The following is a 22195-nucleotide window of genomic DNA, read 5'->3' as shown; positions in this document are numbered from 1 at the left end:
AATTGTGGCAGACACCACGGTGACGGCAGCACCCTCGCCGAGTCGTGGAACGAACGCCGGACGTCCGGTTCGGCAACGAATTGTTTTCAAGTCATTGACATAGCCGTTCGCTGCCACGAGTCTTCCATCCGCCGGTGGGAACGTGCCCACCATCTGGTGGGCACGTTCCCACCGCTTGTCGTACCGCCGTAGCCCCCACCTGCAACCCGCCACTCCGGTGCGTCAGCGCCGTCGCTAGGAGGACATTCATGAGCACTCACAGGACCCCGCGCACGCGAGCGGCCGCGGTCGTCGCGGCCGCCGGTGCGCTCGCGCTCGTCGTCGGCTGTGGAGGCAGTGACGACTCGGCGACGGGTGGCGGCAAGAAGGACGGCAAGGTCACCATCACCATGGGCATGTACGGGGTGATGGGCTTCAAGGAGACGGGCCTGCTCGAGCAGTACGAGAAGGAAAACCCGAACGTCGACATCAAGGCCGAGGTGGCCGGTGACGAGCAGACGTACTACACCGCCCTGCAGACCCGGCTGGCCGGGGGCAAAGGGCTGAAGGACATCCAGGGCATCGAGATCGGCCGGGCCAAGGAGATCGTCGACACCCAGGCCGACAAGTTCGCGGACTTCTCCGACGTGACCGGCACCGACCACTTCCTGCCGTGGAAGCAGTCCCAGATCACCACCGCGGACGGCAAGGTGCTCGGACTCGGCACCGACATCGGCCCCATGGCCGTCTGTTACCGCAAGGACTACTTCGAGAAGGCCGGTCTGCCCACCGACCGCGAGGAGGTCGCCAAGCTCTGGCAGGGGGACTGGAAGAAGTACGTCGAGGTCGGCCGCACCTTCAAGAAGGACTTCAAGGGTGACAAAGTGGCGTACATGGACGCGGCGAGCGGCCTGTTCAACGCCATGGTCTACGGCTACTCCGAGCAGTACTACAACGCCAAGGGCGACCTGATCTACGACGAGAACCCCGCCGTCAAGGAGGCCTGGAACCTCGCCGCCGACGCCGCGGAGGCCGGCCTGACCGCCAAGCTCCGCCAGTTCCAGCCCGGTTGGGACCCCGGCCTGGCCAACGGCACCTTCGCCACGGCCGTCTGCCCGGCCTGGATGCTCGGCCACATCGGCGAGAAGGCGGGCGCGGCCAACAAGGGCAAGTGGGACGTCGCCAAGGCACCCAAGGGCGCCAACTGGGGCGGTTCCTTCCTCGGGGTGGTCGAGCAGAGCCCGGTGCAGGAGGAGGCCAAGAAGCTCGTCGCCTGGCTGACCGCTCCCGAACAGCAGGCGCACATCTTCGAGAAGCAGGGCAGCGTCCCGTCCTCGCAGAAGGCGCTGGAGATGCCCGAGGTGCAGAACGTCACCTCCGAGTACTTCAACAACGCCCCGATCGGCCAGATCTTCGGCGCGGCCGCCCGGGAGATCCCCGACAAGCAGGTCCTCGGACGCAAGGACGGCACGATCAAGGACACCTTCTCGCAGGGCCTGACCCTCATCGAGCAGCAGGGCACCTCGCGCGACGAGGCCTGGAAGACCACCGCGGAGCGCATCGAGAAGGCGGTCGGCTGACCCGTCGCCCTCGCCGGCCACCCGGGTCCGCGCGCACCTCGCCCGCGGGCCCGGGCGGCCGGCTCACACCCCCCCGCTCTCAGAAAGGAACTCCGGTGGCCACCTCCATCTCCAAGGCCCAGGCCGGCGAGGGGCGTCGAGGACCGTCCCGGCCGGACGGCGACGGCGCCGTCCGGCGGCGCGGTGCGCTGCTGCACCGGCTGGACGTCAAGGGCGCACCGTACGCGTTCGTCGCCCCGTTCTTCGTCGTGTTCGCCGCGTTCAGCTTCTACCCCCTCGTCTACACGTCCTGGATCTCCCTGCACCGGGTGGAACTGGCCACCCTCGACGTCATGGAGTGGGTGGCGTTCGACAACTACGTCGACCTCTGGAACGACTCCCGGTTCTGGAACGCGACGGCGAACACCATCACCATCGGCGTCATCTCCACCGTGCCGCAGCTGCTGATGGCGCTCGGCCTGGCCCACCTGCTCAACTACAGGATGCGCGGCTCGCTCTTCTTCCGCATCGCCTCGCTCGTCCCCTACGCCACCTCGGTCGGCGCCGCCGCCCTCGTGTTCACCATGCTGTTCGAACGCGACTTCGGCATGATCAACTGGACGCTCGGTCTGGTCGGCCTGGACCCGGTCGACTGGGAGGCGGACAAGTGGCCCGCCCAGGCCGCGATCTCCACCATCGTCATCTGGCGCTGGACCGGATACAACGCGCTGCTGTACCTGGCCGCCATGCAGGCCATCCCGGCCGACCGCTACGAGGCCGCCGCCATCGACGGCGCCTCCCGCTGGAGGCAGTTCACCAACGTCACCGTGCCCGGGATCCGCTCCACCATCGTCTTCACCATCGTGCTCTCCACCATCGGCGCGACCCAGCTGTTCGGCGAACCGCTGATCTTCGGCCAGGGGCCCAACGGCGTGACGGGCGGCGCGGACAACCAGTACCAGACGCTGGGCCTGCTGCTGTACGAGGAGGGCTGGAAGAACTACCAGATGGGCCGCTCGGCGACCGTCGCCTGGGCGATGTTCCTGCTGCTCGTCCTCGTCTTCGTCACGCAGCGCCTGATCAAGCGCCTGCGCTCCCGCACGTCCTGACCAGGAGTCCCCATGACCACAGAAAGCCTCCCGGTCCGGGCGGACGCTCCGGCCCGGACCGCCCCGAAGAAGCCCGCCGCCGGCGGCGGCCGCCGGATGCTCGGCCAGCGCGCCGGCCGCCAGCACCACGCGGGCCCGCTCGCCTACGTCCTGCTCGCGATCACGGCCGTCGTGTCGATCTTTCCGCTGTACTGGACCATGGTGGCCGCCTCGACCGACAACACCCGCGTCAGCCAGACGCCGCCGCCGTTCCTGCCCGGCCCGAACCTTTTCAGCAACCTCGCCCGCGCCTGGGACGAGGCGGCGATGGGCAAGGCCATGGTCAACAGCCTGATCGTGGCCGGTGTCATCGCCCTGTCCACCGTCATGTTCGCGACGCTGGCCGGCTTCGCCTTCGCCAAGCTGCGGTTCAAGGGCCGCAACGTGCTGCTCATGCTGGTGATCGGCACCATGATGGTGCCGCCGCAACTCGGCGTCGTACCGCTGTTCATGATGATGTCCGAGCTGGGCTGGTCGCAGGAGCTGCCCGCCGTCATCTTCCCCACCCTGGTGAGCGCGGTCGGCGTCTTCTTCATGCGGCAGTACCTGTCGGAGGCCCTGCCGGACGAGCTGGTCGAGGCCGCCCGCGTGGACGGCGCGCACTCCCTGCGGATCTTCTGGAGCATCGTGCTGCCCGTGGCGCGCCCCGCGATGGCCGTCCTGTTCATGATCACGTTCGTGCACGCCTGGAACGACTTCTTCTGGCCCTTCGTGGTGCTCGACATGACCAACCCGACGGTCCCCGTCGCCCTCACCCAGCTCAGCGCCGGATACATCCGGGACCAGTCCCTGATCATGGCGGGCGCGCTGCTCGGCACACTGCCGCTGCTGGCGATGTTCGTCGTCTTCGGCCGTCAGATCGTCAGCGGCATCATGGCGGGCGCCGTCAAGGGCTGACCCGGCACACCGGCCGGCCACCGGCCCCGCCCCCGGACCCGTACTCCCGCCCACGCCACGCCACCCGCTCACCCCCTCATCAACCACTCACTCACCCACCTGGAAAGGACCCACGTGGTCACCGCAGCACAACAGCACACCGCTCCCGGCCCGCAGGCCCCCCGCACCTTCCCCGAGGGCTTCCTCTGGGGTTCCGCGACCGCCTCCTACCAGATCGAGGGGGCCGCCGCGGAGGACGGCCGCACGCCGTCCATCTGGGACACCTACGCCCGCACCCCGGGCCGGGTCCGCAACGGCGACACCGGTGACATCGCCACCGACCACTACCACCGTTGGCGCGAGGACGTCGCCCTGATGGCCGAACTCGGCATCGGCGCCTACCGCTTCTCCCTCGCCTGGCCCCGGATCCAGCCCACCGGCAGCGGTCCGGCCGCACAGAAGGGCCTGGACTTCTACCGGCGTCTCGTCGACGAACTGCTGGACAAGGGCATCCAGCCCGTCGCCACCCTCTACCACTGGGACCTGCCGCAGGAGCTGGAGGACGCCGGTGGCTGGCCGGAGCGCGCCACCGCCGAGCGGTTCGCCGAGTACGCGGCCCTGGCCGCCGACGCGCTCGGGGACCGGGTGAAGACCTGGACCACTCTCAACGAACCCTGGTGCAGCGCCTTCCTCGGCTACGGCTCCGGCGTGCACGCCCCCGGCCGCACCGACCCGGTCGACGCCCTGCGCGCCGCCCACCACCTCAACCTGGCCCACGGCCTGGCCGTCCAGGCACTGCGCGACCGCATCCCCGCCGACGCCCAGTGCTCGGTCACGCTCAACCTCCACCATCTCCGCCCGCTCACCGGCGACGCCGCCGACGCCGACGCCGTCCGCCGCATCGACGCGCTGGCCAACCGGGTCTTCACCGGACCGATGCTGCGGGGCGCCTACCCGGAGGACCTCCTCAAGGAAACCGCGCCGCTGACCGACTGGTCCTTCGTCCGCGACGGCGACCTGCGGCAGATCCACCAGCCGCTGGACTTCCTCGGCGTCAACTACTACACGCCCACCGTGGTCTCCCGGGCGGACGGCAGCGGCACCCACACCTCGGACGGGCACGGCCAGAGCTCCCACAGCCCGTGGCCGACCGCCGACGACGTCGCCTTCCACCAGCCCCCGGGCGAGACCACCGCCATGGGCTGGGCCGTCGACCCGAGCGGCCTGCACGAACTGCTGGGCCGACTGGCGTCCGACTTCCCCGGGCTGCCGCTGGTCATCACCGAGAACGGCGCCGCGTTCGACGACTACGCCGACCCCTCCGGCAACGTCAACGACCCCGCCCGCATCTCCTACCTGCGGGGCCACCTGGCCGCCGTCCACCAGGCCATCGCGGACGGCGCGGACGTGCGCGGCTACTTCCTCTGGTCGCTGCTCGACAACTTCGAGTGGGGATACGGCTACAGCAAGCGTTTCGGCGCCGTCTACGTCGACTATCCGACCGGTACCCGCATTCCCAAGGCCAGTGCCCGCTGGTACTCCGAAGTGGCCCGCACCGGCGTGCTCCCCGGCGCCTGACCCCGCCGCCCGGCAGGCGCCGCGTCACGACGTCTTCGGGCCCCGGTCCGCGGGGTCCGGAGACGGATCCGTCCTCCTCGTGGAGCCCGGCCCCTCCCGGCGGGCGGACCCCGGCCGGCACCGCGGCCCGTGCCGGGCCGGCCGATGGACATCGCCGCCGCCGGTGAATTTCGACGACGTGCCGGGTCCAAGGCGGCAGATCCTTCGCCGAGATGACCGGTCATGGTGGCAGCGGACACCCCGCGGAGCGAGGCCACCGTGCCCGGCACGTCACGGCAGGGCGCCGGGGGCAAGGTGCTCCGGCACTTCACGATGTCGCTGGACGGGTTCGTGGCGGGGCCGGATCACGCGATGGACCGGATGACGGGGCTCTCGTTTTGTCCCGGCCTCGTCGAGGAGTACGCCGGGACGACCGGCGCCGCGCCGGGAGGGCGGGACGGCCGGGACGCCTCCCCCGACGCCGGCGGCATCTACGGAGGCCGGCGGCAGGGGCCGGTGTTCGTCCTCACGCACCGTCCCGAGGACACCCGTCCCACCGCGGACGCGACCTTCCTGACCTGCGATGCGGCCGAAGCGGTCCGCACCGGGCCCGCAGCGGGCCCGCAGCGGCCGACGGCGAGAACCTCGAGATCCTCTCGGCCTCGATCGGCCGGCAGCTCCTCGAACGCGGGCTGACCGACGAGATCGCCCCGCACATCGCTCAGGTGCTCCTCGGAGACGGGATCCCGCTGTTCGACGATCCCGGTGGTGTCCCCGTCCGGGGTGTCCCCGTCCGGCTGGAGCGGCGCACCGGCGACGATCCCCCGGCCGTGGCGGACGTGCGGTACCGCCCGGTCCCACGGCGGTGGGAGCCGGCTCGACCGGTCGGCCCCGTCGCACGGGAACGGGGCCGACCGCCGCGCGACGGGAGGCCCGCGCGCAGCAGGAGGTCAGCAGGCGTCGTACTTCCAGCCGCCGTCCTCCAGCGCCCACGGCTGCGCCTGCTGGTCGAACCCGGGCAGGCCCTGGACCTTGTAGCTGACGCGGCCGAGTGCGCCGGACACCTCGGCCCGCACGTCGGTCGCCGGGTGGTCCGGCCCGTGGGCGGCCTTCGCCTGCTTCACGACGGCGGCGTACGCGTCCGCGCCGATCTCCTCGCGGCAGCGTGCGGAGAGCATGGCGTACGCGGTGTCGGTGTCGGCCGCGAAGTAGGCCGAGGTGTAGACGGCAGCGGCGGCCTCCAGGTCGTCTCCCTCGTGCTCCTTCGGGACGGCGACGGTCTGCTCGGCGTCGGCCGGACCGGAGTCGCTCGCGGACCCGCCGTCGTCCTTGCCGGACGAGCAGGCCGTGAGGGCGAGAAGCCCCGCGGCGACGATGATCGAGGCGCGAGTGCGCATGATGTCCCCCCAAAACGGTGTGGCTGAGGGGAAATCGTGCCACAGCGCCGTCAGTCCGTCGCCGGGCCGGTGCCGCACACCGGCAGTGTCGGGCGCGGTCCGCCGTTCAGGGCCTGCAGGGCTCGCAGCTGGTCCTCCAGCCGGTCGGGTGCGGCGAGGAAGTGCAGGACCGCCTGGTGGAAGGCGTTGCGCAGGGCGGGGGGCATGGTGTCGGAGGCGTCCCAGCACAAATGGCGCTCGGAGCCGCGCAGGATCGAGCCGACCTTCCGCTTCAGGGGATCTTGCCGGCCGTCCGGCGCCGCGGCCTTCCTGTTGGCCGAGAAGTCGGGCAGCGCGGTGCCGGGGTCGGCCAGGAAGCGGATCAGCTGCCGGGCCTCGTCGGTCGCGTTCAGCATGGCCGCGAGGTCGCCGGAGACCTCCCACCCGCCCGCATCGCCCGCCGCGCCGGGGATCACCTCGGCGGAGTGGACGAAGTCGCCCGCGACACGCTTCCAGTGGGTGTCCCGGAACGACCCCTGGTGCTCCAGGCGCTGCCGCGGGCAGTCCTGGGCGAAGTCGTCCTGGAGCACCCGGTCGACGCGGGTCCTGTCGCCCGCGCCCACCATGTCGCCCCACGTCCGCCAGGCCCCGCGTACCCGCGGGTCCGTCCACGCGATGCGGCCGGTCGCCCACTGCTCGTAGACCCGCGGGCCGGACTGCTGGAGCAGGACGTCCTCCACCCAGTCGGTGCCCGGCCAGCCGGAGGTCGCGCCGGACCCCATGGCGAGGCACCAGCCCCCGGGGTCGGCGGCGACCCGGGCGATCCGCTCCGCCGACATGTCGCCCGCGTGCCAGACCATGCTCTTGAGGCCGGTCTTGACCGGCAGCCAGTAGGTGCGTTCCCGGCCGTCCTCGCCCGCCACCTTCGGCATCCACACACGGTCGTAGGCACCGGCCTCGAACAGGCCGTCCAGCGGCTCCAGCCGGCCCTCGGCCGCGTAGGCCATCAGCTCGCCCGGTCCGGGCAGCACGGCCACGTCGGGCTGGGTCCCGGCAGCCAGGTCGGCGGCCAGCACCTGGCTCAGGGCGGAGCTGCCCTGGTAGACGACGTCGATGCGGTACTCGTCCTCGAACCGCCGCATGGCCCGCTCGAACTGGTCCTTCTCCTCGCCGCCCCAGTTGGCGAGCACGGTCACCGAACCCGTCCAGCCGCGCGCCCACCGCACTCCCGTGATCACCCCGGCCGCGAGCAGGACCAGACAGACGCAGACGATGCCGAGCGTCCGGGGCCGAAGGCGTCTCATCGCGGCGCCCGGAACCGGTACTCGGCGATGCGCGGCCACAGCCCCACCCAGATCAGCGCCATCAGCAACGCCCCTCCCACGATGATCCATTCGGACAGGGACGCCCAGAGACCGGCATCCGCCAGGTACCGCCCCACGTCCGCACCGGCCTCGGGGATCTCGTCCGGGGACCGGGTCGTGCGCAGCTCCGCGAGGGAGTCACGCATCGCCGCGTGCGCCCGTACGGTGAACCAGCCGAGGACCGCCACCCCGCCCGCGCACAGCACCGTGGCGGCGAGCAGGGGCGGGTGCACCGCGCTGCGGAAGCGGAGCCGCGCGAACCGCTGCGCCTCCACCAGAGCCGCGCACAGAACGAGGCACAGCACCAGGACCGCTCCCCAGCCCAGCCACAACGGCCAGGGGAAGGAGGCCTGTTCCCGGGCGACCCGCACCTGTCCGGCGCGCAGCTCGTCGAGGCGGTCGACTATGTCGTTCCGCCCTTGCCCGGCGTAGTGCAGGTAGGCCGCGCGCAGCGACGGGTCCGTCTCCTTGCCGGCTCGCTCCACCCAGGCCGAGTAGACGGTGATCAGCCCGGTGACGGTCTGCAGGGTGTGCCGGTCCGCCGGGCCGGTGACGTTCTCCGAGGCCGCGACGGCGATGCTCTGATGGGCGACCGACAGCTGCGTGTGGAACTCACCGGTCGTGTCGCCCGCCGCCCCGCGCCCGTCGACGGCCGCGTGCGCCCGTTGCAGCGCGGTCTTCGCGGTGTCCACGGCCAGGATCCCCGGCGTGCTCGACGACGCCAGCGGCACCGTGTCGTCGTGCACGCCCCGGTAGGCGGCGAACAGGGCGAGGGTGGTGACGGCACCGAGGGCCAGCAGCAGCCGGAGCCTGCGGGTCAGGTCCCGCCCGGTGGTGCTCACGGCCGCCCCTGGAGTCCGTGCCCGCACAGCGGACAGAAACGTGCCGCCGCGGGCACCTCCCCCTCGCAGGCCGGGCACCGCAGCATCGCCGCTCCCGGCCCGCCGGCGACCACCGGGTCGGCGGTGCCCGACGCGGGGCCGTACGTGCTGTGACTGCTGGCGGTGATCAGATGCTCGAAGTCGACGGCCGCCACGCCGGGACGCAGCCGGACCCGGCCCGCCGCCGGGTCGTCGATCTCCACGAGCCGTTCCAGCCGGCCGAGCGACTGGTCGGCGCCGATGGCGTGGGCGAGCTGCACGGCCCTGCCCAGGTGGTGCTGTGCCGCGTCACGCTCACCGTTGCGGTGGGCGTCGGTGGCGGCCGCGACGGCCTCGCCGAGCCGCTGGTGCTGCTCGAAGTGCTCGACGTGGACGTCGCTGTGCCCGGACAGCGCCGCGTCGTCGGTCCAGTGCACCAGGCACGGCCGGGGCGGTGCCAGCTCCACCCCGTCACCGCCGGGAACGTCGAGGGACACCACCGCGAGCTGGAGGTCCTCCCCGCGGGGCCGCCCGGTGGGGTCGGCGGACAGGCAGAGCTGGTAGCGGCGGGTCTCGTCGCCCCACGCCCGCGTGACGAACCGCCGCGTCCCGTCGGCGTCCGTGCCGACGGGATCGAGTTCCACCTCGGTGGGGAAGACCTGCTTGAGATAGCGCACCCCGGCCCCGGCCATGGGGGTCACCGAGACCACCAGCTCGGGAAGCCTCTTGGCAAGCAGCCGGTGCATCAGCTGCTCGTACTCGTGCGCGAGCGCCGCCTCGTCCTGCACGGAGGAGGTCCGGCCGTGCAGACGGCTGGTGATGCGCAGCAGCTCCCGGCCGTCCCAGCCGTCGCCGATGCCCCAGGCGTCGCACACGAAGCGCCCCGCGCAGGCCTCCAGGACGTCCGCCAGCGGCATCAGGTCGTCGTGCTGGTTCTTGCCGTCGGTCAGCAGCAGGACGTGTCCGATGGGCGCGTCCGCCTCCGTCAGCAGCCGGCGCGACAGGTCGAGCCAGCTGCCGATGCAGGTGCCGCCGCCCGCGACCAGGCGGTGCACGGCCCGTTCCGCCTCCGCACGGTGCCGGGCGTCCGCCCGGGCCATGGTCTCCGTCGGCGGATACACCATGCTCGCCGACTGGGTGCCCCGGACCACGGCGAAGGGGGTGCCGTCGGGGAGCAGCCGCAGCGCCGCCACGGCGGCCTGGTGGGCCGCGCGCAGCTTCTCCTGCGGATAGGCCATCGAACCGGAGCAGTCCACCGCCAGCACCTGTGCCAGCACGGGACCCGCGGCGCCGCCGTTCCCGGTGCCGTCCGCCCGGACGGTCACGATGGCGTGCATCTGCGGTTCGCGCGCCCGGCCGGACAGGTACTTCCACTGGCTGATGTCGAGGCCGGCCGAGGTGCTCCCGGCCGCCCCCGCGCCGGCCGAGGTGCTCCCGGCCGCCCCCGCGCCGGCCGAGGTGCTCCCCGCCGCGCCCGCGCCGGCCGCGGCCATGCCGTCCGGGTCTTCGTTCGCGGCTGCCCCTGTGTTCACGGTGTCCGTGCTCCTCGCCCTCGTCGGCGGGCCGTCGGCCCGTTCCGGGCCCGTCGGCGTGCCGCCCGCGGGCCTGGTGCGCGTTGCGAAAGTTCTTCCCCCGGAGGGGGTGCCCCCGGCTCGGCGGGCTGACGACGCTGCTTTCGCGGCACGTCCTTGTCCCTTCACGGCGTCCGCCGCCATCCGTGCAGCAGCTCCCGCAGGCCGGTGGCCCGCGGCAGGACCGCGTACGCCCGGTCGAGCAGGTCGCCGCGCTCGGCGGCGTCGCCCGCCTGGTCCGCGAGTCTCTTCAGCGAGCGGGAGAGCAGCGCGCTCAGAGCCCGCGGCGTGTCCTCCGGACCGAACCGGTCACCGGCCGGGAAGCGGGGCCCCCAGCCGTCGGGCGGCCGGCAGGCGAAGGCGCTGCCGCGGACCTCGGCGAGCAGCCGGTCCCATGTCCCGCTGCCGGACAGGTGCTCCTCGAGCCGGGCCAGCCGCCGGTCCGCGTCGCCCAACTGGTCCACCGTGGGACCGGAGGAGTCCAGCCGGCCGGCGAGCACCCTGATCGCCGCGACGCGCGCGGCGTCGTAGTGCCGTGAGGTGGTCGGCACCTCGTCGAGGACGGCGACGGCCCGAGCCCGGTCCCCGCGGCGCAGATGGAGCCGGGCGAGCCCGAACGCCGCGCTGCCCTGCGTGCGGTCCCGTCGCCACACGGCCTCGTAGTAGGCCTCGGTCTGACGTTCCGCGGCCGAGAGGTGCTCCGCGCAGAAACCGAGGGCCAGTTTCGGCGCCGACTCACCGGGCAGTGAGGCGTAGACGGCGGCGAACTCGCCCTCCGCCTGCTGGACCTGACCGTCCGTCAGCCATCGCAGGCCCCGGTGCCAGTAGATCCGCCAGTCGTAGGCACCGCTCTGCCGGCCGGCCCTGTCGAGCCACTGCCCCGCCCGGCCCGTGTCCCCGGCGCCGAGATAGGCACGGCACAGCCACAGCGAGGCCTCCACCGTGTCGAGCGCCGGGTCCCGTTCGGCCCGTTCCGCGATGCGCTCCGGGCTGCCGGACACGAGACCGCCGAGCAGCACCGCGGCCGCGTCGTGCGGATCGGGGATCGGCACGGGCAGGGCCCGCGCGGTGTCCGCGGGATCCGGCGCGCCGACCGGCAGCCCCGGCACCCCGGGGCCGGAGCGCCCGGTCCAGTGGGCCGGCGCGGGGACCGTGCCGAGCGCCGCGCCGAAGACCGCCGCCGTCGGCTCGAACCGGGTGGAGCGTTCCGGATACGGCTCGTGCCCGCTGAGCGCCTGGTGTTCGCGCAGTACCTCCCACAACTGGCGGGACATCTCGGCGGCGGAGCCGAACCGGGCCGCCCATTCGGCGTGGGTGGCGCGTCTGATCAGCGCGTCGAACGAGCGGGCGGCCAGCCCGGCGGCCGGCTCGGCGCGGGCGGCGAGGGTCTCCAGCGTCTTGCCGACGGTGTACAGGTCGGTGTCGATGTGGAAGCCGCGCTCGTCGCGTTCCGGCTTCGCCGGCGCGTACCCCGACGTGTAGACGAGGCTGGAGGTGCGGTCGTCGGTCCGCCGGATGGCGCCGAGGTCGATGACCTTGATGTCGCGCCCGTAGTGGATGACGTTGTCGGGCTTCATGTCGCAGTACAGCAGCCCTTGGGCGTGCAGGTACTCCAGGGCGCCGAGGATCTTGCAGCCGTAGGTGATGACGTGGCCGATGCCGAAGGAGCCGCCGAACAGGTGCGCCAGTTCCTCCTCGGAGGCGCGCCGGATCCAGTCGAGCGAGCGGCCGCCCACGTACTCCATCACCAGGTAACCGGTGGGTTCCGTCCCGCCGGGCTCCTGGTGCTGCACGTACGTCACGATGCGCACGATGTCCCGGTGGTGGAGCGTGGTGAGCGAGCGGCGCTCCTCGACGGCCGACCGCCGGGCGACGGCGTCGCCGGTGTTGATCAGCCCTTTGAGGACGACGTGCAGGTCCGGCACCCTGGTGTCCTCCGCCAGGTAGACCCAGCCGATGCCGCCCACGTCGAGATAGCCGAGCACCCGGTAGTGGCCGCCGACCCGGTCGCCGGGCTTCAGCCTCGGTTCGAAGGAGTACTCCCGTCCGCACTGGGGGCAGTAGCCGCGGGTGAGGGCGGGGCCGCCGGCGTAGGTGACGCCGATGGTGCCGGCGCAGTTGTCGACGCCGCAGCGCCGGCCCCCGGTGGGCGGGCTGGCGGTGGTGGGCGCGGCCTCGGACGGATCCGGGGAGGGGACGTACGGCAGGATCAGCAGGCCGTCGTTGTCGAGCGCGTCGGCGGCCGGATCGGCCGGCCGGCGCGCGGGCGCCTCGTGGGCGGTGGCGGGCCGCGCCGGGGCCACCCGGGCCCTGCCGGGCGGCCGGCGGTGGCAGGTGTCGCAGAAGCCGGTCACCATGATGACGCCGCCCGTGCAGTCGGGTCTCGGGCACGGCGCCGGTGGGGATGTCATGACGCGGAGGCGCCTTCCTGTCCCTGTGCCCGGCCCGGTCTGCGAGGGGTTCCGCGGTCGACGTGGCGGGTGTAGGCCGCCACGGCGGCCTCGGCGGCCCGCACGTCGCACGGCCTGGCCTGCAGCAGTTCGTGCGCGCGGAGGCGGAGGGCGTCCAGCGCCAGGTCCTCCTCCTCGCCCTGCACGGAGTCCAGGTGCAGGACGTGGTAGCCGCGCAGCCTGCCGTCGAGTTCCGCCCGCCGCTCGCGGAGCCGGTCGAGGGTGTTGACGGCCGTGGTCATCCGCGCAGCCACCCGGTCGGCGAGCCGCTCGTAGCGGGCCAGGTCCTGGTGCGGCCCGGCGTCGCCGTCCTGCGCGCGCCTGAGTGCCGCCAGTGCGGCATGGGCTCTCACCAGGTCCGCGTCGGCGGGCCGGACGCCCTCGCCCCGTACGGCCGCCAGGCGCCGGCGCAGGGTCTGCGCCAGGGGGCCGGTGATGTGCTCCAGCCGCTCGACGAGACGCGCGCGGCGTTCCCGTTCCGGTCCGACGACCAGTTCGCGCCGGGCCCGGTGGTAGGTCGCGCCGGCGGTGCGGAAGACCAGCAGCAGGCGGCTGCCCCTGGCCCGCAGCGTCTCGAGGAGGTCCAGCAGGGCCGGCGGGTCGGCGGCCTCGTCTACTCCGACGACGACCAGGGTGAGGGTGACGTCCGCGGCTCTGATGCGCTCGGCCACCGGGTCGGCCGGATGCTGCCAGAGCCCCATGCGCTCGGCGATCCGCTCCCCGATCCGGGCCGAGGTGAGCCCCGCCGCGTCCACCGCCAGGTCGTGACCGCCGGCCGACGGGACGGTGCCGGGCGGGTCGAGGGAAGCCCGGTTCACGGAGGCGGCGGTGCGCAGCTCCCGGTCGGCCAGGGTGATGGCGCGGCGCAGGGTGGCGGCCCGCACGGCGTCGTCGGCCGCCACGAGACTGATCTTCACCTGCTGTCCGTCGTTCTGGAGCCAGTCGGCGAGTCGCTGGGCGAACGGCTCGTCGAGCAGGGCCTCCGCCGCGTCCTTGCGCGTGGACCTGAGCCGGTCGTCGACGGCTGTCCTTCCCCGGATCCACCGGTCGGTCTGGGGCAGGTGCCGGACGATGGTCTCGGCCGGGCTCATGAAGGAGAACAGGTTCCCGTGCCGGTCGCCGATCCCGCTGAGGAGCATCCCGATGACCTTTCCGGTCAGGGTGTCCATCACGCCCGAGCCGCTGCATCCCGGACTGGCGAGCTCGCCGGGGCTCGTCGGACTCAGCTGGACCTGCCCGTCGCGGCCGCAACCACCGACGATGCTGGCCCGGAACCAGATGCCGCCGTTGTGGTCGTAGGGGAAGCCGTACATCTGCACCGCGCGGTCGGGCGCGGAGAGCCGGTACAGCGGTGTCGTCTCGGCGGCGGGCCTCGGACTCTCGAGCCGCAGCAGTGCCACGTCACCGCTGGGATCCCCGTCGGCGTCGCGGGTGTTCGGCACGTACGCGTCCCCGTCGACCCACGCCGTCACCGAGGGCACGGCGCGGCCGGGCGCCGCTCCGACGAACTCCGCGGTGTACCGCGCACTCCTGTCCTCGACCACGTGCGCACAGGTGAGGACCCGGTCCGGGCTCAGCAGGATGCCGGCGCCCGCGATCCTCCCGTCCGCCCGCCGGATACGCACCGCCCAGCAAGGCGTCTCAAGTGACGAACCATCATCGACACCCCCGTCGGCCGTCATACCACGACTATACGAGCGCTTGGTCCTGTCGCATACTGGGGCGACATGAGATCAACGAGCTGATGGGGGTGGCGAGTTGACGGACGGGCCGGGATTCGTGGGGCTGACCGAGGTGATCCGCCAGATCCGGGGTGAACTGGAGCGGGCCCGCGACGAGGCACAGGGCCGGGCCCTGGGATTCACCGTGGAGAAGGTGAGCCTGACGTTCACCGTGCAGGTCCACCACTCCGGAACAGGCCGCGGCGGAGTGCGCATCGGCGTGGTGACGGCCGAACTCGGCGGATCCGTGGACCGTCAGACGACCCATCAGGTGCAGGTCGAGCTGAAGCCCGAGACCAGCACGGGAGGACGGGTCTCGGTCAGCCGCGACGAGGGCCGGCCGGCCCCGGAGCGGAACGACAAAAGCGCCCGCTGACTACCTCGGTGGGGGCACATCGCCGACGGCCCGCTTGAAGTCGGGGCGGTCGACGATCGGCTCGTGGTCGCAGACGGCCGCGTGCCGCAGGCTGTCGCGCAGTCGCGTGAGCCGGCCGATCTGTTCGTCGAGGTCGCGGGCCCTGGCCGCCATGCCCGTGCGCAGATCCGCGTCGGACGGCCGCGCCACGAGGAACCGGCCGATCTCGGCCACCGAGAAGCCGGCGCCGCGCGCACACACGATCAGCGGCAGGCGCTCCAGCACGTCCGGGTGGTAGGTGCGGCGCAGGCCGTTGCGTCCCGTGGCGGCGATCAGGCCCTTCTTCTCGTAGAACCGCAACGCCGAGGGTGCCAACCCGGTCCGCCCCGCGACCTCGGCGATGTCCAGCGGTGAATCGGTCACCGGCTCCTCCTCGACTTGAACCGCGGTTCAAGTCGCAGCCTGGCCCTCATGAAGATCCGTCACCTCAACTGCGGTCTCCGTGCGCACCGTCGAGGCCACCTACGACGGCCCCACCGCCTCGGGGCGGCCGGAGACCGCCGCGGCAGGAGCGATCCGGTTGCAGGACCATGGCAACAAGGTCCGGTTCCGCGACATCCGGATCCAGCCGCTGATGTGACCCGACGGCGGCCCCCTGCGGGACCGCGGTCGGCGGCGGCAGGAACCGCCGCCGACCGCGGTGGCCCGCGGGGACGGGGAAGCCCGGCGTCACCGCACCGGGTGCGCCGGTCGTCGCGACGCCGTCCCGGCCGCCCTCCCCGGCCGGTGGATTCCTGGCTCCGGCCACGCGAGAATGCAGGCCTGCCGCAAGCTGTTTCCGGCGGGCCGCCGTACCGCGGTCCGGCGGTGGCCGCCTTCCTCATGCTCCATGAATACGAGGCCCCGATGACCGCTCCCCGCCGTCCCCTCGCCGCTCGCGCGGCCGCGTTCCGCGAGATGGCCGACCAGACCCGCATCGGGCGGCGCTCGGTACGCCGGCGTGCGGAGGGGATGACCGCGGTGGACGTCGCGCAGGCCCTCGAGGACGCCCGGTTCCTCGCGCGCCAGGAGTCCGGGCACGAGCCCGTGGCCGACGACGAGCGCGGCCGGGCGGAGCTGGCGGAGTGGGAACGCATCGAGCGGCTGCTCGCCGCCGCCGCTCCGAACGCGGTCTACGACCCGGACCTCGACGACGTCGTCCAGGCGGAACGCGCCGCCGAAACCACGGCCACGGCCGCCCGCGACGCCGCGTTGCGCGAAACCGCCCGGAGCGCGCCCGGTGCCGGTGAACTCCGGGCGCCGGGCGAGGACGGCACGTCGGAGCAGACCGGGCAGACCCCGCGAGGGCGACGAAGCCGCCCCTGACGGGCCGGCCCGCCACGCGGCGGACCTGGCCCGCCCCCGGGGCCGACGCCGCGTCACCGCCTCCCGCACACCGGACCGGCGGGCCGGCCGGCGGCCCAGGTCACACCGGCCGGGCCTCAGCCGTCCGCCGCCGGACGGGTCCGGACGACGGCCTGATCGCCGTGCCGAAGCCGCGAAGCTGCGCACGCCGTGAAGCTGCGCACGCCGTGAAGCTGCGCACGCCGTGAAGCTGCGCACGCCGTGAAGCTGCGCACGCCGTGAAGCTGCGCACGCCGCGAAGCCGCGCACGCCGCCTCGTGGCAGGATCCCTCAACGCAGACCGTAGAAGTGCAGGGGCGAGTTCGGTTCGAAGCCGATGCGCGGGTACACGGGGGCGCCGGCGGCCGTCGCGTGCAGGGTGGCGCGGGTCAGTCCGGTGGCCCGGGCGCCTTCGTGGAGCGCCTTGCGCGTCACGGCTTCCCCGTAGCCCCTGCGCTCCCACCGCGGGTCCGTCGCGACGAGGACGACGAAGAGGCGGCCGTCGGCCTCCACCGCCCCGGCGCACGTGACCGGGACGTCGCCGCGCAGACCCAGGTAGGCGTGCACCTTCTCCTTCCACAGCACGGAGCCGGCGAGCCCGTCGCGGCCGTCTTCCAGGGGGAAGCCGTAGGCGCGCGAGTTGAGGTCCGCGTACGAGCGCAGTTGTCCGTCGGTGCGGACACGGACGAACGTGAGTTCCGGATGGGCCGGCTCGGGAAGGGGGAGCAGGTCTCCGGCCATGCCGGTGCCGGGGAAGGCGTGGGCGAGCCCCGCCCGCTCGGCCGCGGCCGTGAGGCCTGCGCGCGCCCCGGCGTCTAGGAGGTCCTCGAAGAGCCACAGAAAGCCCGGGTGTTCCTTCGAGCGCATGATGTCCGCCGCCTCGGCCAGGCGCTGTTCCAGGAGCGCGGCACCGACCCCCACCTCGGTCAACGTGACGCAGTTCCAGAACGCGAAGCGGCAGTCGGCCCAGCGAACGGCGATCCCCGGGAGATCCCGGACGTCGGCGTCCGCGTCCCGGTCGAGCACCATGGTCCGCCAGACCGTGGTGAGTTGCTCCATCGATTCGACAGAGGCAGCAGCGCGAGATGTCATCTTGGCTCCTTCGGTCGTCGAGCGTTCTGTACACCGTCACGCAGGACAACGACCGTGGCCCGCCCGCCGGAACGGGCCGGGTGTCCCGGCACAGCCGCGCCGGGACACCCCGCGGCTCCTCGGACGCCCGGCACCCGCCGGTCCTCCGCCCGGGCACCGGCCGCCCCGCCGCCCGCCCGACGGCAGGAGTCAGCGCCGGCCGCGGGCCTCCCGCGCCCACTTCTCGACGACGGGCACACAGGCGTCGGCGAAGTGCTCGTAGTCGCCCGGGGTGTTGTAGACGTGGGCGGACAGACGCAGGTAACCGATTCCCCCGAAGCTGGTGAAGGCGGCCTCGACGCCCAGCTCCGCGGTCGCCCGGTCACGCAGGGCGTCGGCCTCGATCCGGCTGGTTCCCAACCCCTCCGGAAGCCGCACCAGACGCATCCCCGGCACGGGCATCCCGACGTCGACCGGCCCCGCCGGGCCGCCCGACGCCTCGAACGCGTCCGCCACCACCCGGGCGCCGTACTCCGCCAGTTCGTCCATGTACCCGCGGGCGGCGTCCCAGCCCCAGGTGCCGTCGATGAAGTCCAGTGCCGCCGGAGCCGCGAGGCAGCCGGTCGCGTCGAGCGTGCCCTGCTGGTCGAAACGGTCCGGGAAGGCTTCGGCGGCGCTCCAGGAGTCGATCAGCGGATGCAGTTCCTCGCGCAGCGGACCGCGGGCCACGAGAGCGGCGGTGCCCCGCGGCGCGCACCCCCACTTGTGCAGGTTGCCGACCCAGGCGTCGCAGACCAGGCCCTCCAGGGGCGCGGCGAGCAGGCCGGGGGCGTGCGCGCCGTCCACGAGCAGCGGGATGCCGCGCCGGGCCGCCTCCTCGCCGACACGGTCGGCCGGCAGCAGCCGTGCCGTGGCCGAGGTGATCTGGTCCAGGACGATGAGCGCGACCCGCTCGTCCACCTCGGACAGCACCGCCGTGCACGCCTGCCGGGCGTCGGCGTCGAGCGGTACGCGGGCGGTGCGCACGCGTCCGCCCCAGCGCCGGGCGAGCCGCGCGGCGCCCATGGTGACGGCGCCGTAGCCGTGGTCGGTGACCACGATGTCGCCGCCCGGACGCGCGGTGAGGGCGGCGTACACGACGCTCGCGCCGGCGCTCGCGTTGGGCACGATCGCCAGGTCCCGCGCCGATACCCGGAGATGGTCGGCGAGCGCTGCGCGCGCGGCGGCGATCCGGCCGGGCAGCCGCGGGAACCAGACGACCGGGGCCCGCTCCATCTCGTCCCGCAGCGCGCTCTGCCGTTCCTGCGCCACGCGGGGGACCGCCCCGAACGAGCCGTGGTTGAGGTGCCGCATCCCGGGGTCGAGGGTCCAGGCCGACGCGGCGTCCCGGCCGTCGGCCAGCAGCAGGGGACGGGGCGGGACGGGTGCGCGGGTCTCGGTCACGTGGATCCTGACGTCGGAGGCCGGACGGCCGTACGGCCGGGACGCGCGTCACGATACCCACGCCTCGCAGTCGTCCGGCGGTGGGGGAGACGGTGATCGCAGGCCCCGCCGGAGTGCCGGGGGCGCCGACGGCGACGCGGCGGGGATCCGGTTCGCTCCGTCGGGCTCCGGACGGCCTCGGGGACGGCCACCGGCCGCCGGTGACGGTGCCGCACCGACGGCCGTTGGCCGGTCGGCGGCCTCGCGGGCGCTCACCGGGCCACTGGTGATTCAGCCGATGGCGCCCGCCTCCCGCCCCGTGACTCTGGTCGGGTCAGGCACCCGCAACCCCGCACCCCTGTCAGGAGACCCTCATGCGTCGTCGTTCCCCACGTCGGCTTCTCGGCGTTCTCGCCGCCGCCACGGCCGCACTCACCCTGTTCTCCTCGGCGTCGACGGCCGGCGCGGCCGATTCCGCGACCACGGCGGCCCGCACCGCCGCGGCGCAGTCGTCGGACACGGCCGCCGGAGCGCTGTCGACCAGCACGCCCGTCGTCTTCGTGCACGGCTACACCGGCGACGCGTCCAACTGGGTCACCGCCATGAGCGTCTTCCGGCTCAACGGCTGGGCCGGCTCCGACCTCTTCGCCTACGAGTACAACTCCTACGGCAACAACATCACCAACGCCCAGGGCCTTGCCGCCTTCGTCGACGACGTGAAGGCGCGAACCGGAGCGAGCAAGGTCGCGATCGTCAACCACTCGATGGGCGGCCTGGTCAGCCAGTACTACCTGAAGGTGCTGGGCGGCAACACCAGCGTCAGTCACCTCGCCTCGATCGCCGGCGCCAACCACGGGACCACGTACGCCGGCGCCTGCCTGATCTACACGACGTGCCGGCAGATGTACCCGGGCTCCTCGTTCATCTCCGAGATCACCTCGGGCGACGAGACGCCGGGCACCACCAGGTACGCCACGTGGTACTCGGCGTGCGACGGCATCATCCTGCCGTACACCAGCACCAGGCTGGACGGTGCGACCAACAACAACGTGCTCTGCCAGACCCACATCGGGTTCCTCGCGGACACGGTCGTGCTCGGCCAGATCGCCCGCTTCGTCGCGTCCTGACGCACCGCGCAACACGGACCCCGGCCGTCGGCGGCCGCCCGTGAAGCGGACCGCGCTCGACACGCCTCGTCCCCGGCACCCGCCGGGGACGAGGCGTTCGCGGGTGTCCCTCCGGCTCGGTGACCGACCCGGAAGGCCGCGTCCTGCCGGTCCGTGGCCGTGGCGGGCGGGTCGACGCGCTGACGCCGCCCCCGGCCCCCGTCGTGCTGGCTCCGGGACACCACCGTTCACCGGCCGAGCGCCCTGCACGCCGGAGCAGCGGGGTGTGATCGCCACGCCGACCGCGTACACATCCGGCCCACGACGTCCTGTGACGGCGTCATTGCCGCACACCGGCGCCGGCCGGCCCGGCGCCGCCGCCGGGGGGATGCGGGCGGCAGCGTACGGCGAGGGCTGCGACGTCGTCGTCGAGTCTGCCGCCGCCGTAGCGGAGCAGGTCCGCGTGCAGTTCGTCCAGCAGTTCACGGGGCGGGGCCGCGTCGTGCCGGCGCACCCAGTCCGGCAGCGGGAAGAACTCGCCGGTGCGGTCACGGGTTTCCGTGACCCCGTCGGTGTAGAGCAGCATCTGATCGCCGGGGGAGAAGGCCACGGTGTCCACGTGATAGTGGTCCCCGAGGAGCCCCGAGAGGTTGAGGGGCGTGGAGGGGCGGGTGGGCTCGAGGACGTCGATCTGCCCGCTGCGGACGAACACCGGCGGTGGATGCCCGCAGTTGAGGATCCTGACGTGCCCGCCGCCGTTCGGGATCTCGGCGATCAGGGCGGTGGCGAAGTGCTCCGGTTCGTCGGCGGCGGGGATCGCGGCACTGTAGCGGGACATGGTGATCTGCAGGCGGCGCACCAGGCTTCTCAGGTCGGGCTGGTCGTGCGCGTTCTCCCGGAAGCAGTTGATCACCGCCGCGGCCGCCCCCACCGCTGACAGACCCTTGCCGCGTACGTCGCCGATGAGCAGGCGGACCCCGTACGGAGTGTCGGCGACCTCGTAGAAGTCGCCCCCGATCCGGGCCTGCTCCTGGGCCGCCCGGTACAGCGACTCGATCTCGATGTCGTGGAGGCGGTGCGGCAGCGGGCGCAGCAGCACTTTCTGCGCCGCGTCGGCGACGAGCCGGACCTGGAAGAGCGTCTCCTCCCGCTGGAGTCGCAGATGGCTCGCGTAGGCGGCGGCGAGGGTGACGGCGGCGATCGCGGCAACCGTGTACGGCGTCCCCAGATCGGGATAGACGAAGCTGAGGCCGATCATGATCAGAAGGCATGACGCCCCCAGCAGGACCGTCGGGAGAACCGGCCACACCGCGGCCGCGAGGGCGGGTGCCGCGGGCAGGAGGCGGCTGAAGGCGATCTCCCGGGGGGTGGAGAACGCGATACCGCTGATCAGGACGGTGACGAGGACCGGGGACAGCAGTACGGCCTGCCGCTGCCCGCCGCGGGGAGGACGGTGGCGGCGTCGGGGCCGTACTGATCTGATCACGAATTCTATCGTATCGGGACATATTGGACGGGGATCGGTTCGTCACCCGTCCGCTGCTCCCGCGCGCACCCGGCCGGACGCGGTGGCCGCGGTCGAGGCCCGGCCGTCGTGTCCGGCCGATGTGATGTGACGGGGGCACGTCACGGCCTGTCGTCGCGGAGGCGCCCGGTCAGACCCGCCCCAGGGGCCGGTGCGGCCCGGTGGGAAGTTCCGCCGTGATCACGTCGCCCGGCCGCACCGCACCACCGTCCTTCACGACGCTCATGATGCCGGCCTTGCGCACGACGGCCCCGGCCCCGTCGCGGCCGACGACCTGCTTGAGCAGCCCTTCCTCGAAGTTGTCGATCTGCAGGCAGGGATTGCGCAGCCCGGTCACCTCCAGCACCGCCTCGCCGATGCGCAGCAGCGTGCCGACCGGCAGGCCGAGCAGATCGATGCCACGGGTGGTGATGTTCTCGCCGAGGTCACCGGGTGCCACCGTGAAACCCGCCGCACCGACCTCGGCGAAGAGCTCCTCGTGGATGAGGTGGACCTGGCGCAGGTTCGGCTGTGTGGGGTCCTGCGCGACCCGCGACCGGTGCTTGACGGTCACGCCGGCGTGCACGTCACCCTCCACACCGAGCCCGGCGAGCAGGGTGATGCTGTCCCGGTTGGGCTTGGTGAACGAGTGCTCGCCGTTGCTGCTGACTGCCGTAACCGTGCCGTTCATCCTCGGAGCCCCCTCCTCGACCTTCTCGACGACCATGACCGGCCACGACCTTAACCGTCGGGCATCCGATGCGCACCGGCCCGGTCCGTCGCGGCCGGACCCGTGAGCCGTCCCGCGAAAAATTCGGGGAATGGTCGTCGGGGTCGGGGGTAGACGGGGGTTTGCGGGGAGGACGGGCCGGCGACGACGGACCGGTGGTGTC

General features: G+C 73.0%; 19 protein-coding genes and 1 pseudogene. 9 read left to right on the top strand and 11 right to left on the bottom strand.

Features of this window, described 5'->3' with window-relative positions; translation table 11 throughout:
• Positions 1 to 248: 248 nt before the first annotated feature.
• The 5 genes from ACIP5W_RS17195 (at position 249) to ACIP5W_RS17175 (ending at position 5815) form a co-directional block, all read left to right on the top strand.
• Positions 249 to 1559, top strand: a complete 1311-nt coding sequence (locus tag ACIP5W_RS17195) for an ABC transporter substrate-binding protein (protein ID WP_401473404.1) — start codon at positions 249 to 251, stop codon at positions 1557 to 1559.
• Between the two features lie 95 nt (positions 1560 to 1654).
• Entirely contained in the window at positions 1655 to 2647 is a 993-nt protein-coding gene (locus ACIP5W_RS17190; RefSeq protein WP_401473401.1) for a carbohydrate ABC transporter permease, read from the top strand.
• 12 nt (positions 2648 to 2659) lie between these two features.
• Positions 2660 to 3583 (top strand): carbohydrate ABC transporter permease, encoded by a 924-nt coding sequence (locus ACIP5W_RS17185; protein WP_401473398.1) that lies wholly within the window; start codon positions 2660 to 2662, stop codon positions 3581 to 3583.
• A gap of 114 nt (positions 3584 to 3697) precedes the next feature.
• Positions 3698 to 5140 (top strand): GH1 family beta-glucosidase, encoded by a 1443-nt coding sequence (locus ACIP5W_RS17180; protein WP_401473395.1) that lies wholly within the window; start codon positions 3698 to 3700, stop codon positions 5138 to 5140.
• Positions 5141 to 5362: 222 nt separating this feature from the next.
• Positions 5363 to 5815: a hypothetical protein gene (locus ACIP5W_RS17175; RefSeq protein WP_401473392.1), complete on the top strand. Its 453-nt coding sequence runs from the start codon at positions 5363 to 5365 to the stop codon at positions 5813 to 5815.
• Positions 5816 to 6069: 254 nt separating this feature from the next.
• Here the strand turns inward: ACIP5W_RS17175 and ACIP5W_RS17170 are convergent, their stop codons facing one another.
• From ACIP5W_RS17170 to ACIP5W_RS17145, 6 genes are all read right to left on the bottom strand, one after another.
• Positions 6070 to 6516 (bottom strand): hypothetical protein, encoded by a 447-nt coding sequence (locus ACIP5W_RS17170; RefSeq protein ID WP_401473389.1) that lies wholly within the window; start codon positions 6514 to 6516, stop codon positions 6070 to 6072.
• A 50-nt stretch (positions 6517 to 6566) separates the two neighbouring features.
• Entirely contained in the window at positions 6567 to 7799 is a 1233-nt protein-coding gene (locus ACIP5W_RS17165; RefSeq protein ID WP_401473386.1) for an ABC transporter substrate-binding protein, read from the bottom strand.
• The gene (locus ACIP5W_RS17160; protein ID WP_401473383.1) at positions 7796 to 8701 is read right to left on the bottom strand and encodes a hypothetical protein; all 906 of its coding nucleotides are present in this window, start codon (positions 8699 to 8701) and stop codon (positions 7796 to 7798) included. The genes ACIP5W_RS17165 and ACIP5W_RS17160 overlap by 4 nt, the downstream gene beginning before the upstream one ends.
• Positions 8698 to 10251 carry a VWA domain-containing protein gene (locus ACIP5W_RS17155; RefSeq protein ID WP_401473380.1) on the bottom strand — a complete coding sequence of 518 codons (1554 nt, stop codon included), beginning with the start codon at positions 10249 to 10251 and terminating at the stop codon, positions 8698 to 8700. Before ACIP5W_RS17155 ends, ACIP5W_RS17160 begins: the two co-directional genes overlap by 4 nt.
• Positions 10252 to 10415: 164 nt before the next feature.
• Entirely contained in the window at positions 10416 to 12701 is a 2286-nt protein-coding gene (locus ACIP5W_RS17150; protein ID WP_401473377.1) for a tetratricopeptide repeat protein, read from the bottom strand.
• On the bottom strand, positions 12698 to 14422 hold the full coding sequence (locus tag ACIP5W_RS17145) for a trypsin-like serine peptidase (RefSeq protein WP_401473374.1): 1725 nt from the start codon (positions 14420 to 14422) through the stop codon (positions 12698 to 12700). Before ACIP5W_RS17145 ends, ACIP5W_RS17150 begins: the two co-directional genes overlap by 4 nt.
• 76 nt (positions 14423 to 14498) lie before the next feature.
• Between ACIP5W_RS17145 and ACIP5W_RS17140 the strand changes: the two genes are divergently transcribed.
• Positions 14499 to 14837, top strand: coding sequence for a trypco2 family protein (locus tag ACIP5W_RS17140; RefSeq protein WP_401473371.1), 339 nt, complete (start codon positions 14499 to 14501; stop codon positions 14835 to 14837).
• Here ACIP5W_RS17140 and ACIP5W_RS17135 read toward each other — a convergent pair whose 3' ends face one another.
• Positions 14838 to 15239: a MerR family transcriptional regulator gene (locus ACIP5W_RS17135; protein ID WP_401473368.1), complete on the bottom strand. Its 402-nt coding sequence runs from the start codon at positions 15237 to 15239 to the stop codon at positions 14838 to 14840.
• Positions 15240 to 15330: 91 nt separating this feature from the next.
• Between ACIP5W_RS17135 and ACIP5W_RS17130 the strand changes: the two are divergent.
• Positions 15331 to 15456, top strand: a pseudogene (locus ACIP5W_RS17130) (family 16 glycoside hydrolase); the annotation flags it as partial.
• 266 nt (positions 15457 to 15722) lie between these two features.
• Positions 15723 to 16181: a hypothetical protein gene (locus ACIP5W_RS17125; protein ID WP_401473365.1), complete on the top strand. Its 459-nt coding sequence runs from the start codon at positions 15723 to 15725 to the stop codon at positions 16179 to 16181.
• A 309-nt stretch (positions 16182 to 16490) separates the two neighbouring features.
• Here ACIP5W_RS17125 and ACIP5W_RS17120 read toward each other — a convergent pair whose 3' ends face one another.
• Positions 16491 to 17291 (bottom strand): GNAT family N-acetyltransferase, encoded by an 801-nt coding sequence (locus tag ACIP5W_RS17120; protein WP_401473362.1) that lies wholly within the window; start codon positions 17289 to 17291, stop codon positions 16491 to 16493.
• A gap of 189 nt (positions 17292 to 17480) precedes the next feature.
• Positions 17481 to 18713 (bottom strand): aminotransferase class V-fold PLP-dependent enzyme, encoded by a 1233-nt coding sequence (locus ACIP5W_RS17115; RefSeq protein WP_401473359.1) that lies wholly within the window; start codon positions 18711 to 18713, stop codon positions 17481 to 17483.
• Positions 18714 to 19066: 353 nt separating this feature from the next.
• Here ACIP5W_RS17115 and ACIP5W_RS17110 point away from each other — a divergent pair, with 353 nt between their 5' ends.
• Positions 19067 to 19819 carry an esterase/lipase family protein gene (locus ACIP5W_RS17110; RefSeq protein WP_401473356.1) on the top strand — a complete coding sequence of 251 codons (753 nt, stop codon included), beginning with the start codon at positions 19067 to 19069 and terminating at the stop codon, positions 19817 to 19819.
• A gap of 319 nt (positions 19820 to 20138) precedes the next feature.
• Here the strand turns inward: ACIP5W_RS17110 and ACIP5W_RS17105 are convergent, their stop codons facing one another.
• Positions 20139 to 21284, bottom strand: coding sequence for a PP2C family protein-serine/threonine phosphatase (locus ACIP5W_RS17105; protein WP_401473353.1), 1146 nt, complete (start codon positions 21282 to 21284; stop codon positions 20139 to 20141).
• Between the two features lie 169 nt (positions 21285 to 21453).
• Positions 21454 to 21993: an MOSC domain-containing protein gene (locus ACIP5W_RS17100; protein ID WP_401473350.1), complete on the bottom strand. Its 540-nt coding sequence runs from the start codon at positions 21991 to 21993 to the stop codon at positions 21454 to 21456.
• Positions 21994 to 22195 lie beyond the last annotated feature (202 nt).

The sequence above is a fragment of the Streptomyces sp. NPDC088766 genome (assembly GCF_044750845.1).
In the GTDB taxonomy this organism is placed as follows: domain Bacteria; phylum Actinomycetota; class Actinomycetes; order Streptomycetales; family Streptomycetaceae; genus Streptomyces.
Note: the sequence above shows the minus strand (reverse complement) of the source record. Positions and strands in the feature narration are given on the sequence as shown.